At 53.6% G+C, this 17318-nt stretch carries 10 protein-coding genes; 1 reads left to right on the top strand and 9 read right to left on the bottom strand.

The annotated features are described in order from the left end of the window. Window positions 1–64: 64 nt before the first annotated feature. The 7 genes from NNL21_RS20315 to NNL21_RS20285 all read right to left on the bottom strand — a co-directional run bounded on the left by NNL21_RS20315 (window position 65) and on the right by NNL21_RS20285 (window position 13541). A complete protein-coding gene (locus NNL21_RS20315) occupies window positions 65–1732 on the bottom strand; it encodes an ABC transporter substrate-binding protein (RefSeq protein ID WP_256555356.1) in 1668 nt (555 codons plus the stop codon). Window positions 1733–2078: 346 nt separating this feature from the next. After that, on the bottom strand, window positions 2079–3179 hold the full coding sequence (locus NNL21_RS20310) for a GntR family transcriptional regulator (protein ID WP_204819794.1): 1101 nt from the start codon (window positions 3177–3179) through the stop codon (window positions 2079–2081). A 210-nt stretch (window positions 3180–3389) separates the two neighbouring features. Continuing rightward, window positions 3390–4142: an SDR family NAD(P)-dependent oxidoreductase gene (locus NNL21_RS20305; protein WP_204819793.1), complete on the bottom strand. Its 753-nt coding sequence runs from the start codon at window positions 4140–4142 to the stop codon at window positions 3390–3392. A 72-nt stretch (window positions 4143–4214) separates the two neighbouring features. After that, window positions 4215–5423, bottom strand: coding sequence for an enolase C-terminal domain-like protein (locus NNL21_RS20300; protein WP_204819792.1), 1209 nt, complete (start codon window positions 5421–5423; stop codon window positions 4215–4217). Between the two features lie 25 nt (window positions 5424–5448). After that, a complete protein-coding gene (locus NNL21_RS20295) occupies window positions 5449–7497 on the bottom strand; it encodes a hypothetical protein (RefSeq protein ID WP_204819791.1) in 2049 nt (682 codons plus the stop codon). A gap of 200 nt (window positions 7498–7697) precedes the next feature. Continuing rightward, entirely contained in the window at window positions 7698–10106 is a 2409-nt protein-coding gene (locus NNL21_RS20290) for an alpha-L-rhamnosidase-related protein (RefSeq protein WP_373567583.1), read from the bottom strand. 249 nt (window positions 10107–10355) lie between these two features. Continuing rightward, window positions 10356–13541, bottom strand: a complete 3186-nt coding sequence (locus tag NNL21_RS20285) for a glycosyl hydrolase (protein ID WP_204819789.1) — start codon at window positions 13539–13541, stop codon at window positions 10356–10358. A gap of 264 nt (window positions 13542–13805) precedes the next feature. Between NNL21_RS20285 and NNL21_RS20280 the strand changes: the two genes are divergently transcribed. Next, on the top strand, window positions 13806–14375 hold the full coding sequence (locus NNL21_RS20280; protein WP_204819788.1) for a hypothetical protein: 570 nt from the start codon (window positions 13806–13808) through the stop codon (window positions 14373–14375). A 183-nt stretch (window positions 14376–14558) separates the two neighbouring features. Here NNL21_RS20280 and NNL21_RS20275 read toward each other — a convergent pair whose 3' ends face one another. Both NNL21_RS20275 and NNL21_RS20270 read right to left on the bottom strand, forming a co-directional pair. Then, on the bottom strand, window positions 14559–15020 hold the full coding sequence (locus NNL21_RS20275) for a hypothetical protein (protein ID WP_204819787.1): 462 nt from the start codon (window positions 15018–15020) through the stop codon (window positions 14559–14561). 202 nt (window positions 15021–15222) lie between these two features. After that, entirely contained in the window at window positions 15223–17271 is a 2049-nt protein-coding gene (locus NNL21_RS20270) for an ABC transporter ATP-binding protein (RefSeq protein WP_204819977.1), read from the bottom strand. Between the last annotated feature and the right edge of the window lie 47 nt (window positions 17272–17318).

Here is a 17318-nt window from a genome sequence, read left to right as displayed (position 1 = left end):
GTCCGTTAAAGCCGATTTGCACGGACAAGGCGTCCGTGCAAATCGGCTCCAGATGTAACTTTAATTAATTGCGGTCTGGCGGTCTGCGTTCTGGATTCTCTAAATCGGAGAGCTCCTTCTTGCGATCCTTCAGTGCAGCATCGAAATATTTATCAATATTCGCTTGAAGATCAGTCAAATATTTATCCGTATCGATCGTTCCGGCGAAATATTTCTGAATCGATCCGACCCAATCCTGTACGGATGGCTGGTAATCCCACAGACCGCGAGCAAGGCTGTTGCCTGGGCTGTTGAAGCCTTCCGTGTTACCAATTGGTTCAAAGTTTGCGAATGCTTTGCCCAGTTCTTCAGGCAATGTAATGTCTTTCAAGGCTGGTACGCCTGACAGCGCTGCATCCGTGCTGTTCTGAATTGCTTCCAGATAAACCCCGTAACCTTCTGGGCTTGTCAGGTACATCATGAAGTCAACATCCAGTTCCGTTTGTTTCGCGTCCTTCGCTACGAAGCCGTAGAAGCCAACCGGAATTTGAATCGTACGTACAGGTGCCATTACTTCAGGGCCTTCCATCGTCGGCATATTGAAGAATCCGTATTCGAACGACTTCACGCCGCCTTTAGAGCCGGTTTTCTTCTCATCCGCGAAGTCCTTCGGCAGCTGCCAGTAGGAAGCTGGGGATCCAACCATCGTTGCCGCTTTACCTGTCAGGAACAGGTTGTAGGCTTGATCGGCGTTAACTCCGAAGAATCCGTTTGGTGTATATTGGAACAATTCTTTCAGGTTCTCCATATACGCTTTCCATTTTGGATTGCCTGCAATTTTGAATGGACCTTCTTTGTCTTTAATGGCTTTCCATTGACGGAGTTCGTTTTTGGTTACTTTACTGTTGGAATCGTTATACGGATCATTGATATCATATTTCCAGTTCTCATCGATTTCGGGCAAGTACGTGTAATCCTGCTCCTGCGACTTCACGATATTAATGTAATCACGCAAGTATTGGTCGGCATAGATCCGTACCAGCCATCCGGCTTGACCGCTCCACATGGATTTTGCATTCCCGTCCAGTGCAAGCGGCGTAAACCCGGCTGCTTTTACCTTCTTGAAAGCTTCGATCAGCTCGTTGAACGTCTTCGGAGCCTCAGTTACACCGGCTTTTGCGAAGATTTCCTTGTTGTAGATCCATACGATCTGTACCGACTCGAAATTCAGGTTGTAGAGATGATCCTCTGCGCCCATACCGGACAGATTAATTCCCATGGCATCGAGGTCCAGACTTTCTTTCCACTTCTTGCCTGTGTAAGGATTGTCCTTTTCAAAAAATGGATAGAGGTCGACGAACTTCTTATCGGCCTGCAAGCTGACTACCTCATTATTCACAACCAAATCCACATCAGGCGTACCGGCTGCGAATTGAGCCGTCAGCCATTCCTTGTAGCCTTCAGCAGGTTTGTTGTCCACTTCAACTTTAACTCCAGGATGCTTCTTCATATAAGCGCCTCCCACGGCATTCCACACTTTGGCGGATCCGTTGGGAATGGAGATACGTATCGTCCCTGAAAGCTCGGACGCAGCAGGAGGATCGGTTTCTTTGTCACCGCCCGGCGCAGGCTCGTTGGTGTTGTTCGAAGGGGTGCTTGGCGTGTTGCCGGAATTGTCTTTCGAACAAGCTGCGAGTAAAGAAAGCATAAGAACAGAACACAAGACTAGCGCTAACCATCTTTTACTTTTCACTGTAACCTCTCCTTAAAGTCGAATCATGAAGCAAGTAACCGCTTACCTGAACCCCGTAACGTCATTCCATTCCGTGTGCCTGTCACTCCCAGTATGCCATTATCAGGCCACTCATGTTGCTGTATACTTTGCTTGATTAAGTATATACCTTGCTGAAGAAAAATGCAATTGATTATTAATAATGCAAAAAGAATTCTTATTGTCAATATGTTACAAATTGGTAAATATTGTGTCTAATTTGTGACATTTGGTTCGAAATTATATCTTCACCGCGAGTTTACCAAAACAATATTAATAAAAAAAGCCCCCATATTATGGGAGCAATTATTATTTCATTATTACTATTCTATTCTTTCCCCTCCGCACAGCTGTCACGGACGATAAGCTTTGGCACGATCTCATCCTTCAAGATTTTCCCTTGATTCTCATGAAGCTCGAACAAGAGCATCTCGGCAGCCCGTTCACCGAGCTTCTTCGTATTCTGATTGACCGTCGTCAAATTCGGAAAGGTATATTGGCTCATAACTACGTCATCATAGCCAATAATACTCATATCCTCCGGCACATTGATGCCCATTTCACGTGCGGCGTTCATGGCACCGATCGCCTTGTAGTCACTGGTTGCAAATACAGCGGTTGGACGGTTCTTCTTCCCCATCAGTGTCTGGAACCCCTCGTAGCCCATCTCAGGCTGCTCGGAGCCATTATTCACTACGCATACCAGATCGGGATCAAACGGAATCTGGTGCTGGGAGAGCGCAAGGCGGTAGCCCTGCAGCCGCAGCGAGAACTCCTGATTCATCTCGACCATGGAAGCACCGGTCAATATAATGCCGATCCGCTCATGCCCCAAGGATAATAGATGCTGCGTAGCCAAATATCCGCCGGTCAAATTGTCGACGATCACATAAGGGATGTTCAAATGTGGGTAATAAAAATGCACCGTAACCAAGCGGCGCCCTTCATCCCGCCATTTAATCAGCTTGGAAAGGTCAAATTGGTCGTTCGATGCCAGAATAATACCTGCATTCGGATCGTCTGGGAGCTCGTAGTTTGGTCCGATGTCCCACATGTAGAACGCTGTGCCATTCTCCTCGCACACTTCCTTAATGCCGGCAAGCGTATCGGCGAAGAATCTGTGGTTGTACAGCTGCACATCTAAATTCTGTTGAGCGAAGTAGATCGTGCTCATCGCTTTGGGACTTGCTTCCGCCGCGTTCTCCTGCACGAAGCTGCCCTTGCCCCGGACCCGATAGATGAAGCCTTCCTGCACCAAATCGGATAACGCCCGGCGTGAAGTAATCTCACTTGTATTATATTGTCTTGCTAAATCGATTTGGGTAGGCAGCGGGTCATGGGGCTTTAAGATCCCTTCTGCGATTTTCCCCTTTATATCCTCCATGATAAATTGATACATCGGTGTCTTCCCCGACTTTTCCGTTAACATGAGATCACTCCTTAACTCTTACATAAAGTATACTTTATACTGGAGTGATGCGCAAGAACGGACGAATGCTTCATTTTTCTAGCCTATTCTTGTTATTACCGCTCGTGGAAGGTTAAGGTTGGGTTGGGAAACCTTCCTCAAACCATCGATTTTAACAAAAAACGAGCGTCAGCCGCCGATCTCATAGTCGGCTTGCTGACGCTCGTTCGGTCATGTGGCTAAGTAGCCCCCGTCAACAGGGAATAAGGTTCCCGTAATCCACTCGCTATCGTCCGTACATAAGAATACAGCGGCTTTCCCCAGATCCTCCGGATCGCCAATCCTTCCCATAGGCAGATGCTTATTAGGCGCCTTGCGCCTTATCGGTTCACCTGGCGGTGTATTGATATCGGTCGGCACGCCGCCGCATAGAATGGCGTTGACGCGAATCCCGTATTTCCCCAAGGAATACGCCATAGACGTCGTTAAGGAATTAATGCCGCCTTTGCTTGCGGCATAATGGACCTGCGTTGCGCCCGCCCGATAGCTGGTAACCGTGCCGATATGCACGATCGCCCCTTTACCCGCATCCCGCATATGCCGCGCAGCGGCCTGGGAGCAGAAGAAGGCCCCGCCCAGATTGACGTCTATCGTCCGCCTCCAGTTTTCCTCATCGATGTCAAAGAAGTCGGCAAACGGGCATATACCTGCATTATTAACGAGAATATCAATTTTCGAAAAATCTTGAACCACTTGATCCACCATTGCCGCCGCTTCTGCCGGAACACCGACATTCGCTTGGTACATCTCCGCTTGAACGCCTAAAGCGCGAAGAATGACTACCGTTTCGGCTGCGGCATCTACCCGGCCGGTATAATTGACTGCTATGCTTGCGCCCTCTTTGGCAAGCTCTATCGCGATGCCCCGGCCAATCCCTCTGCTAGCTCCCGTCACTAAGGCGACTTTCCCCGTTAATTTGCCCATCGCCGGCTCAACTCCTATCGTTCTCACAATAAATTATAAAGACGGGAACCCTTGGAGATGCATATGCAGTCATTACTCAAGCTCGGTCAGATGCTGCTCCGCTCCCTCGCGGAGCCGTATGCCGGCTCCAATTCCTTCAGGCAGGCTGAACCATCCATCGCGGGGCGCTGGAATTCCTTCCAGAATCGGGTCGTAATTATCCCGGTCCGCTCCGTTGATGTAAGCAAATTCCGCGAACGGGATGTTGGAATCAGCGAAGATCAGATGGAGCGCCCAAGGCTGAAGCCCTCCCGCATGAGGAATAACCGGGATGTGCATGGCCGAAGCCATCGCCGATATCTTCTTCGCTTCGGTAATCCCCCCGCACCAACAGATGTCCGGCTGCAGGATCTCGGCACCGCGCACTTGAAGCAGCTGCTGGAAGCCGTATCGGGTATATTCATGCTCTCCGGTGGCGATTGCGCTATGGGTTACCTTACGGTTCAGTTCACCATAGCCCTCGTAATCATCCGGCGGGAGCGATTCTTCAATCCACTTCACGCGATAAGGGGCAAGGCGTTCCGACATTCGGACGGTATAATCCACGTTCCATGCCATATAACAGTCGAGCATAATTTCTTTGTCCGGCCCCAGCGTTTCTCTTGCCTGCCGGACGAGATCCACATTCTTGCGCATCCCTTCTTCTCCGGAAGCCGGGCCGTATGGCATAGCCAGCTTCTGTCCGAGAAATCCCCGTTCCTTCGTCTTATCGAAGTCATTGCCGGTTACATACGCCTGAACCCGTTCCTTTACGGGGCCGCCGAGCAAACGGTATAACGGTTCATTCCGCGCCTTCGCGCACAAATCCCACAGAGCAAGATCGACGGCGGACATCGCCATGACCGGAATCCCCTTCCGGCCGTAAGGGAGCGCAACCCGGAACATGACGTCCCAGTGCCGCTCTACCGCAAACGGACTCTGACCGATGAGAAACTTGCTAAAGTGCTCCTTGATAATCGCTGCGCCGGCCATGCCTCCGGTGCTCTCGCCGATGCCGGTTATTCCCTCGTCCGTCTCCACCAGGACGATGATACGGTTTCCCATACCCAGCCAGGAGGAGCGCTTGGCAAAATACTCGGGATATCCGGACATCGGATTTGCAATAACAGTCTCTGATAGCCACGATCCCTGCTGCTTTTCTACCGCCTGTCCCTTTGGTTCTTCTTTGACAACCTCAGGCTTAGGCGGTTCCGCATTCTTCTTCTTACCGGTTACGAACACTCTCACTTGCGTGATTTTCATGATCGTTCTTCCTTTCCGGAAACTATTATTTGCGGTTTAATATAGCAAGCAAATTGACGGCAATTGGATCCGGAGGAATAACCATCCCCCCATAAAGTCCCGTCACGCTATTATGGGTATCTGCATAGCAGTCATCGAGCAGCCCTTGATTGTATAGATCCAGCGTCCATGGCAAATTATGCGGCCGCCATTGGTTGTCGCGGTGATCCACCATCCAGCGGAGCGCCGCCACGGTAATGCCTTCTTGGAAACGGTGCCAATCGATCTCGGTGTCCCATTCATTCCAATCGATTCCGAGCGCCTCGGAGGAAGCGAAGGTTTCCAGTACCTCCCATTGTACATGATCCCGCACCCAGTTGGCGAAATACCAGTCGCTTGAACATAGACAAGGCTTGGTGTTATACATCATCGGAACATCCTTCGGCTGCCACAGATGCGTGAAGGGAATTAAGCAGCGCAGCCAGTAAACCGCCTTGGCCTTATACCTCTCGTCGCCGAACGCCCTGAAAGCCATTGCGTATGCGTTCGCAGCATGCCCGGCCGCTAGCAGGTTCGGGCTGTGAAGCGGCGTCTCCCAGAAGTCGCCGCCTTCAGGCCGGCGCATCGGCATGCAGAACTCGAGCGCCCGTATGGCGGCTTCTTTAAACGACTCTTCGCCCGTCTGCTCGTAGAGCGCGATTAAATCGGCAGCCGGCGTGATCGTAATATCAAGCGCCGTGTCGCCTGCAAGCCCCATCGGCTCCAAGTATTCACGCGCCACGACAAAGTCATCCTTCATATAGTGGCGGCCATCCGGATCGAATGGGAACGCGCCGTCCTCGCGTTGATGGCTCATCAGCTTATTGCCCTGTTCCAGCAGCTTCTCGCGGGCCATTGTCGACGCTGCACCCACAATTCCGAGCCGATGATGCGGCTTCCGGTAGCCGGTCTGTTCACGGCACCAATCGACGCGTTGTTTCAGCGCCGCCGCTGCAGGCCTGTCCGACCTCGTAGCCAGATAAGCTTCAGCGAATCGCGGCTCGGCCGGGCTGCCGCTTCCCGGATGCTGAGCAAAGCCAAATCCTTTGCCCTCTACCCAGAAGCGGTTAGCATAAGCGTTCGCAATTCGGTCCAAAGCGTCCTCAAGCGGCCATCTTGGGGCTGGCGGTTCCGGCAGCTCGTTGCGCTTCACCCAATCCGTAACAGCATCCAAGCTGCTGCCCTCCGACAAGAATACCTCCCCTTCAAATTCAACGACCTGATCGGGGTGCAGCTCGAGAGGTGCAGCTGCTTCCACCTGATTCTCGCCATTCTCACCAGAAGCATCCGGTATCATTAATCCCATCAAATGATTGTTCATCCGGTCGATGAAGTTCGGGGATGCGAAGACCGGCTGCTGGCGGTGAATGCGGTAATTGAACCATCTCGTCGCATCCGAGTTCGGATTCCACGACAGGCCCACGGCTAACCCCTCGTGGCTGATCGCCATGACGGGAATAGAGACCTTGTTCGGGTGCGGAACCGTCCGCAATGCCCATGGATCCTTAAACCAGTCGCTTCCGCTGGACCATTCATCGCCTTCGAGCCATTCGACACCCGGCAGTATCCCGTCTGTTTTACTGCTGCCATAGGAATCGGCGCCGGCTTTGATCCAAGGCCCGCGGCAATATTTGGCGAATAAATTCGCTTTGGCTATCAGCTTGAATTGATATTGCAGAGGTGCTTTGCCCGGAGGCAGCGTAAGGACAACCTCGCCTTCCATGCATGGCTCCTGAAACGGATAACGGATCCAAGAATCGAATGAAGTACCGCGCAGCTTATCCTGCACGACCAGCGACTTCACGCGTAACGTCAGACGCTCCCCGAATGCCCCGCTCTCCCTCTCGATCGTGTCGGCTTCCAGTCTCATGGGCATCTCTTGGTCGCGCAGCATCAGCTCGCCAAAATGTTCAATGACCGCGGCGAACTTACCATCCGGCGAATAAATTTCGCCCCATCCCCAGCCTGTAGGCCGCTTATGAATCTCTAAACGCATCCCATCGTTCTCGATTACGATTGACTCTCCTGCGTATGCGGCATGCCTGTAACTTGGCATTCTTCCTTCATCCTCTCCGGTACCCTAATCTGATTGCCTGCCCTAGTAACCCAACCCACTTATACCTACGCGCTGAAGAAACAACTCATGCCTGGCTTGGACCATCCCTGGCGAAACCCGCCCTCTCAGCGGGTTGTTCGGCGGTCTTGTTGCTGCGAGAGTAACCAGTAACCCGCGACAACAAAACCGCCGGCCGCACGCTACTCCTGGCCTGAGATAGACGTTGGCTCGCTTACTTGAATGCCGCCGCTGCCACCAGATCCGATCTGGCCCGTCATGCGGACCGTATCACCCAGCTGCTCGACCTGAACATCATGAAGACCATTACCTGTCCATTTCAGTCCGCTCGGCATCACCGCCTCATAGCGAACCTGACCATTATCCTCCGTGCGCCAGCTTGCATGGATATCTCCCATAGGAGTCGGAACAACGCCCTCTACCCATGTTACTCCGCTTACAATGGTCGGGCTCAATGTGACTACTCCGGTTCCAAGATTGGCGACGTTGACGCCAAGCACCTCGCTGGTCAGCAAATTGGTCGGTGACGCTCCCCAGCCGTGCGAATGGCTAACCGGGATCGCATCCTGCAAGTATGTCGGCGTATGACCCTGGTACGGGCTTGGTATTGTGCAGAAGGGCAGCTCGGGATCAAACGTTTCCCACCATGTTTTTGCGCCTCTGTCCAGCATGGCTCCCCAGTAATAACGAATTTGTTCGACCGCTTCGCTGGCAAAACCGTGGTTGAACAGCGTTTCCAGCACAATGTGGTAGAAGAACGCCCCTCTGATGCGCGGCAGCCGTCCCGTCAAGTAGACGTCGCGAATGAATTCGGCAGCCTCGTCGTCCTCGGTAATGCCGGACCAGACAGCGGCAAAGTTCGTCTGTGCGGTAACGCTGCCGGAAAGTCCCTCATCCGTCATGCAATCCGCGAACAGCTTGCTGCCGGGAATACGAAGACGGTCGCGGATGGCAGCACGAAGACGCACAGCTTTACGGCTGAACTCCGCGCCTCTTTTCTCGCCGAGCACGTCCGAGATCTCAGCCGACAGCTTAAGAAACTTGTAATAGAAGCAGGAGATCGCCGTTACCCGGTCCTTCCGCTCGATATCTTCCGACCAATCGATAAAGCACCACCAGCCGTTCCTGTCTGCCCGGCTGAACAGGCCTTCCGAATCCTCTTGGGCGGCGAACCATTCGGACAGCTTCACGATATTCGGCCAAACCTCTTGCAGGAAGGATACGTCGCCGTTGTATGCGTAATATTCCTTCACGCCGTACAGCCAATGAGCGCAGAAATCCGGCAGCACGAATGTATTCTTCTCCGGACCCGTTCCCGGGATGGAGCCGTCCTCATTCTGATTGCGCGCGCTTTGCAGCAAGCTCTTCCGGACGATGGCCGTTTCGCCGAACACCTGATAAGCAACCTTCGCCATGACCACCGCATCGGCAACCCACAGCGCTTTCTCGCGAAGAGGACAGTCTTCAAAGTGGTCTTGGCTGTTCACCAGCGTCGTATATTTGCCTGTTTCCCAAATTCGGTCGAGCAGCTCGTCGCTACTGCGGAAGCTTCCATGCTCCGGGAACGGATAATGGACGAACCGCAGATTCAGCTCTTGAATCGTAATCGGCTGCAGGGTAGACTGAACGGCCAGCTTCAAATAACGGAAGGCACGGCGTCCGAATGGAGAGAGCCGGTTGGTCCCCTTCTTGAGCATGAACGTATCGAGCAGCTCCAGCTCCAGCGCCTCCCCATAGAAGAGCTGCAGAACGCCGCCTTCCGGCGCCTCCACGACGAGCTCCGTATACCCGACAACCTCGCGGTCGAAATCATACGTAACCTGCGGATAGGAACCGGGAACGGAGGCATCGATCGTCAGCCCCTTATTCTGCGGCTCAACGTCAGCACCTTCCAATAGTGAATCAGCCGAGCTGATATGGCCCAGGAAAGCTTCGCAGCCAATGAGCGCCTTCGGCTGGCGAAGGCTTTCCTTCAGGCGTGGAATCTCCCTTGGAAGGAGCCGCGGCCATGGTGAATCCAGCTGCTCAGCTTCAGCAACGACGCGAGCGGCCGGCCATGCCGCATCGCTATAGCTTGCCTGTTCCCAGCCGTCCTCTGCCGATGCCAAATAAATTTCCCGGAACCCTCCCCAGTAATGCTGGCGGCTCGTGCCCGCCACCCATCTCGGCGAACGGCGGCATTTCCAGTCTGCGCCGCTGGCGATGGTTATATCGGCTTGGGCCGTATCGCTGTTATAGATGTCGAGCTGGAGTAAGATTCCCCCCGGTCCCTGCATCTGGTTGGTTACGATTCGTTCCGTGCCAAAGTTGTATGCCGTAACGGCTATAATGTTATCGCCCGACTGTAAATAAGGAGCTGCGTCATAGCTGTCAAAATATTTCCACTGATTGTCGCTGGGAGATGGACCTCTTCCCACTTCCTTACCATTAATAGAAAGCTTATAATGCTGATTGGCTGTTATTCGAATATCCGCCTTCGCTGCGGGCGAATCCAATTGAAATGTCTTACGCGCCTCGGCATACACATTGTTCTCCGATTCATGTCCGGCTGTCCAAATCCACTGAGCTTCCCAATTTTTCAACCTTATCACCCTCCCGGTACAATAACTATCAATCTTTCTTATTATGTATACTTAATGATAAATGCATATACTTTAAATGTCTATTGAAAGATTGCAATCTTGGAATAGTATTTAGACGTATAATTCCACCTTATCCAGATCGTTAAGACCGTACAGCCATATGACGAGGTATATAGCCGTGCAAGAAAGCCGCCCCCAGAAGCATGCTCCCGGGGGCGGCTTTAGAATGACTCATTATTTTTACATATACGGAACATCTTAACGCAGCCCGGAGGGTGCCGGGAGCTCCCGTTTCCATACCAGTCTCGGCGCTCCAAGAAGTCCTGACGGAAGCAGAACATCGGCCTCCGAGAATGACGCGCCTTCCGTCACCCAATTGTCCGGTCCATAATGCGGCGTATGAAGCGGCAGTTGGTGGAGCGGTCCGAATGTATTGCGGCGCGTAAGCACCATGTCGAACTCCGCTTCTCCTGCAGCTAGATCCGCCTCATAAGGCTGCCACGCCATCATGGATGCTTGGTCTCCGAACCTCATATTGATGCAGGCTGCATCGAAGGAAGGGAAGGCAATGACAGCTTTCCCGCCTCGGCCGGAGTCGTCGCCGCCGATTGCGTCAAGAGCCTGCTGCAGCTGCTCCGCATCAAGCTTATACGTCACCGTACCGCCATAGAATGGAAGTCCTTGTTTGGTGATGTCTCCCGCATTCAGGCGTTCAGGAAGCCTCTCGATGGTTCGAGTCGTACCCTCGGTCCGGACACCGAAGTTTCCGAGCAGGTACATGGCCTCCAAATCAAAGCCAGGGTGGAACTCCAAGGATACGTCCAGCTGATTCTCGCCAGCCACAAGCACGCCAGACGGAATAACGAGTTTGACAAAGCATGGGTCGATCCACTCTTCATCGTTCACTTGTGTGCCCAACGCTTGACCATTCAGACGGATGTTCAGACGCTCCGGCCGTTCTACCGCCAAGTAAACGCTGCCCTGCGGCAATTCATCTACGTTAAGGGTAAAGCGCAGTGCAAGCGGCGTACCCTGCTGTACCGTTTCCTGCATGAATTTTTCTCTGTACCACGGTTGTATCATATCACCGGCGCGATAAGGCATCCCTAGCTCCCGGCGGATTGCCCGGTCTGCTTTCAATATTTCGAGCGGCGCGCTCCAGCTGCCGCCGTCGATCTGATAGGCCGCCCGATCGAGCACATACACATTTGGTTCGTTCAAACGGTAAGCATAGGAGCCGCTTAGCTCAGCCGTCTTCGTCTCTTCATACCGGATCAACGAAGGCAGTGCCTTGGCTGCGGCAGCTTCCGGCGAAGCAGCGGTACGAATCACATACACATGCTCGCCCGTCGGCGCAAAATCGGTCACGAATGCGGGTATGCCGCCTTCGCTCGCGTAAGGAACCGCCAGTCGTTCGCCTGTTGCACAGAACCATTCCTCTACAGCGGCGGCTGACTGACGAATCACGATCTCAACGTTCCGATGCCATTGTTTGCGGTTCATGTTCATGATAACGGCATATAGATTGCCTTCATCTTGACGGACCTGTACGAAGATATCCGCAATCGGCTTCCCTGTTTGCGCATCCCGCACCGTTACAGGCAGCTCGATTTCAGAGGACACCGCTTGAACCAGCTCTCCTTGCACGAAAGGCACATGCGTGGATCGGCGAGCCAGCTGCTCGGCCGCTTCCGATGGAACCGCATCGATATAATGCGGAGCTTCGCCGGCCACAATGACCGAACCGCCCGCTTCACGGAACGCTTCCAGCAGACGCAGGGTCGTTGCGCGCATCGTTGTCATGCCCGTCACGAGCACCGTCCGATAGACCGCTTCGCCGACACGCAGAATCGCCTTGCCGTTCTCATCGCGCTCGATGCTGCTAAGCCGGGACATCATCTCCTCGTCGCCGTAATCGAAGTCGATTTGTGCGCCGGAGAGCCAATGGAACGTGGTCTGATAATGCCGCTCCAGCTCGATAACAGCAGGCGACTGTGCGCCAAGACCGCGCGACCAGCCCGGATAGATTTGGCACCATACGCTTTCCACTGGATTCAAGACCAGCAGCTCACATACAGGCGTCCCCTGCGAAAGAATGACCCCTAACCGCGAGAAGTAATCCTCCAGCCCTTCATATTCTCTCCACCAGCCCGATTGACGGAAGATGCTTGCCGGATAGTCCCGCTTCGCCTCGCCCTCCATCGAATACCAGGATAAGTGATGGCAGCGAACATTAATGCCGAACAGCGCCTGCCAATCGCCCACGGCTTTATGCCCTTCCAGCGGCATCTGCCAGCCGGTGCAGCCGTACAGCTCCGAGAGCAGCCATGTCTTGCCGAGCTGGCGGGCTGCCGAAGAAAGCTGCTTCACGATCCAGAAGTTCATGTTGCCTTCTGACAGCACGTCGACACCTGGATAATCCATATGCTCATAATAGCGCATGACCGAGCCAATCATGGCCGATTGGGCGGCTAAGCTGTCTTCGTGAAGCACATGTCCCGTTAATTTCAGATTATGATTTCTGCACCATTCCTGAATCGGTTTCGCGAAATTATCGTGGAACATATCCTGCAGGAGGTCTGTGTAATGCCATTTGACCGGCGAAATGCTTCTTCCCTCAGGCTGCAGGAACAGTTCAGGCAGGAGAGGCACCAAATCATAGCCGTATTTCTCCTTGAACTTGTCAAATATCGTATACGTCCATGGCGCAAGCCAATGAGGATCGGCGTTGTTCCCCCCAAAGCCATCCATCAACGAGCCCCGGTGCGGCTCATCGGTGAAGATGCCTTGAATGGCGCGGCCAAAATGTTGTTCTGAGTTCAATTTATATTTCTCATGCGTTAATTCCAGAAATCGGTCTACCGCTTCCCGGTTCATCGTATCCAGGTACGTATAGCCGTTATAGAAGCTTTCCTTCTCCTGCTCCTCAATGGTGAACAGAAGGATTTGCTGCCCTTCCAGCGCTTGGGTATCGCCGGCAATATGCTGCCACTCCTCGGCACTGCTCAGCTTGCGGCAGTCCGTGTAGGCTAATCCGTCCAGCTTGCATATGAATGCGGCAACCGCTTCCGGGTTCCATTGAAATTCCACAGCCGGAACAACCCGCAGCCGGATATACTTCAGTCTATATTTGGGCTCCTCCGTAACAAGTCCGCCCGCTGTGCCGCTCGGCCACCGGTCTTCATCGTATAGCCAAGCCTCCATGCCCAGCTTCTCCGCTTCTTCCGCACAAGCATTGATCAGTTCAAACCATTCCTCACCCAGATACTCGGTCTGCAGGCCTGTACGGGAATGCATGAAGAAGCCGCCAAATCCCATCTCTTTGAACATGTGAATCTGGCGAAGCAGCTCTTCCTTCTCCAGCCTGCCGTTCCATGACCAGAACGGCTTTCCCTGGAAAGCGGGAGTTGGTTGTTGAAATTGTTCTAACAATTTACGATCCATCGTCTATTCTCCTCTTCTCTCGTTCCGGTAAGGACCGGTTCGACTGGTCTTTGCTCCGTATTTTGAAGTATATACCATGACGTTTTACGTATACATTATAAAACTATAATATACTTTTTTAAAGAGTTTTGGTGAAAGTTTTTATCCGTTCCACTGTTTAATGCAGGCAAGAAGTGTTAAGTGAAAGCTGATATTCGTTCTAACTCGAACAGCGGAAACTCGAGGGTTCTGTAACGGTACGGAGGAGCGCGGCAGCGGGGTACGTTGGCGGGAGGCGCCGCTGTAACGCCCTTTCCCGGCGTTACGGCGGAGCACTGGCCCGGCAGCCGGGATCCGAGCTGTAACGGTACAAAACGGCGTACAGCTCGGCAGGACTGCGAATTGCCTAGCTGTAACGCCCTTTTCCGGCATTACAGCGACGGAGCGCTGGCCCGGCAGCCGGATCTGCGGGCTGTAACGGTACAAAACGGCGTTACAGCTCAGCGCGACTGCGAATTGCTTAGCTATAACGCCCTTTTCCGGCGTTACAGCGGCGGTGCACTGGCTCGGCAGCCGGATCTGCGGGCTTTAACGGTACAAAGCGGCGTTACAGCTCGGCACGACTGCGAATTGCTCAGCTGTAACGCCCTTTTCCGGCGTTACAGCGACGGAGCGCTGGCCCGGCAGCCGGATCTGCGGGCTGTAACGGTACAAAACGGCGTTACAGCTCAGCGCGACTGCGAATTGCTCAGCTGTAACGCCCTTTTCCGGCGTTACAGCGGCGGAGCGCTAACCGGGCAGCCGGATCCGCGGGCTGTAACGGTACAAAACGGCGTTACAGCCGCGAAGCGCTGACCGGGCAGCCGGATCTGCGAGCTGTAACGGTACAAAACGGCGTTACAGCTCGGCGCGACTGCGAATTGCTTAGCTGTAACGCCCTTTTTCGGCGTTACAGCCGCGGAGCACTGGCCCGGCAGCCGGATCTGCAGGTTATAACGGTACAAAGCAGCGTTACAGCTCAGCGCGACTGCGAATTGCTCAGCTGTAACGGTACAAAACGGCGTTACAGCTCGGCACGACTGCGAATTGCCTAGCTGTAACGCCCTTTTCAGGCGTTACAGCGACGGAGCGCTGACCGGGCAGCCGGGATCGCGAGCTGTAACGGTACAAAACGGCGTTACAGCTCGGCGCGACTGCGGATTGCTTAGCTGTAACGCCCTTTTCCGGCGTTACAGCCGCGGAGCGCTGACCAGGCAGCCGGATCCGCGGGCTGTAACGGTACAAAACGGCGTTACAGCTCGGCACAACTGCGAATTGCTTAGCTGTAACGCCCTTTTTCGGCGTTACAGCCGTGGAGCACTGGCCCGGCAGCTGGATCTGCGGGCTGTAACGGTACAAAGCGGCGTTACAGCCGCGGTACACAGTTGGGGCAGACGAAATTCCAGCTGCTGCAGCAAGATGCTCACCAAACCACAAGAAAAAGCGTTCAGACCCTGCCAAATGGCAGTTGTCCAATCGCTCTTTCTCGTGGCCGATCTATTGATAAGTCGGTTTTTCGACGGTTCATCGTCGGTTCGTCAGTTCATCGTCGGTTTCTCGACGGTTCTACGACGGTTCGACGGTTCATCGTCGGTTCGACGGTTCGTCGGTTCTTCGCCGGTTATTCGCCGATCCATTCAATCTTCAATCAACCGGCGGCATTTTAAACGGAATAGGCACCGGTCGATGTCGTAATCTTCGTAGTGGACACTTCGACCTCGGAAGGAGCAGCCGCTGGGTCGCCCTGCTGCAGCTGGTACATCTGATAGTACTTGCCGCCGCGCGCGATCAATGTGTCGTGGTTGCCGCGTTCCACGACTTCACCGCGGTCGAGGACGAGGATGAGATCCGCGTTCTTAATCGTAGACAGCCGGTGGGCAATCACGAATGTCGTTCTCCCTTTCTTCACTACCTCGAGCGCATCCTGGATCATAGCCTCGGTCTCGGTATCGATATTGGACGTCGCCTCATCCAGAATAAGAATCGCTGGGTCGAACGCAAGCGCCCGTGCGAAAGAGATGAGCTGGCGCTGGCCTGCCGAAAGCGTGCTGCCTTTCTCGATGACCGGTTCGTCGATCCCCTTCGGCAGATTCTTCAGCACCCGATCGGCTCCGACATCCTTCATCGCCTTCTCTACGCGCTCGCGGGTGATGGACGGATCATCCATCGATATATTAGAAGCAATCGTTCCCGTAAACAGGAACGGATCCTGCAGCACGATCCCCATATGCTCCCGCATCGTCTGGCGCGGCATCGTGCGAATGTCAACGCCATCGATGGTTACGCGTCCGCTGTCGACATCATAGAAACGGAATAACAGATTGATGATCGAGCTTTTGCCCGATCCTGTATGCCCGATCAGTGCAACGGTCTGGCCCTGCTTGGCTTCGAACGAAATCCCCTTGAGGACATTCTCTCCTTCGTTATAAGCAAACCACACATCCTCGAAAGTCACATTGCCGTTGTACCGCTTCATGTGCTCGTCGGATACGTCCTCGCCCTTCTCGTCCAGAAGAACGAATACCCGTTCTGCCGAGACGAGCGCCGTTTCCAGGTTAGGCAGTTGGTTCACGATATTAACGATCGGTTGGAACAACCGGTTCAAGTAATCGACGAAGGCGTACAGCACGCCAAGCGATACAATCGCCTCCGGGCCGGACAGCGAGCCGCTGCCGAAATAATAGATGAGTGCGACGTAGGCTGCGTTCCGGATTACATTGACCAGATTGTGGCCGGTCCACGCATTCAGACTAAGCAGCTTACTCTTGAAATTGAAGTTCTCTACGTTATAATTCTCGAACTCCTGTTCCATCTTCTTCTCTTTGCGGAATGCGCGGATGACCGCCATCCCTTGAATCGTTTCATTAATGCGGCCGTTAATTTCGCTTAAGGTCGAACGGATAATCCGGTTATACCGCTTGGCAACTTTACCGTAGAGGATAATCCAGATGACCAATACCGGAAGGATAAACAAACAAATCGTAGCGAGCTTCACATCGAGGATGAACAGCGCCGCGAAGATCCCCGCCATATAAATCGTACCTGTAAAAAAGTTCGCAAGCACCGTCACATACAGCTCACGGATCGACTCGGTGTCGTTCGTAATCCGCGATACAACCTTACCTGCTGGTAAATTGTCAAAGTACCGTACCGGCAGCCTATTGATGTGCCCGAATACTTCGTTACGCATATTGCGGATAATGCGGTTTGCGGATGCCTGCAAATAATAGCGCTGGCCATAAGAGAACAACGCCGACAGCAAGACCAGGCCGAAGTAAAACCAGCAGAGCTGCAGCAGCCCGCCGATCTCCGGCTGGAAGAACCGGTACAGCTCTCCCTTGCTCAGCTTTGCAGCTTCGTAAGAAGCGGATTCCGTGCCCTTCGTAATGGTAACCTTACCGTTCTCTCCAACGGTCCGAACCCCATCGAAGGCAATCGATGACGGAACGAAATAATAATCCTGGTTAACCTGAAGCACCCTTACTTCCGGGCCGCGGGCTTCTCCTTCTTCAAAATGATCGGCGCGTTTATACGCACTGCCTTGATACTCCACAGCATGTTTATCGTCCGCATCCGCTCCGTACCACGGCTGCTCAATGCCCGTTATATGAACGTCGATCAGCCGTTTCGCGACCAGCGGTCCCGCTAAATCCGTCGCAACCGCGACAGTCAGCATGAGGATCGCAATCAGCAGCGGTCCTTTAACCCGCATCGCATAACGCACGAGCCGCTTAACCGTCCGCTTCGTGTCCGCCGGCG

Source organism: Paenibacillus mendelii, assembly GCF_024498075.1.
GTDB lineage: Bacteria > Bacillota > Bacilli > Paenibacillales > Paenibacillaceae > Paenibacillus_Z > Paenibacillus_Z mendelii.
Note: the sequence above shows the minus strand (reverse complement) of the source record. Positions and strands in the feature narration are given on the sequence as shown.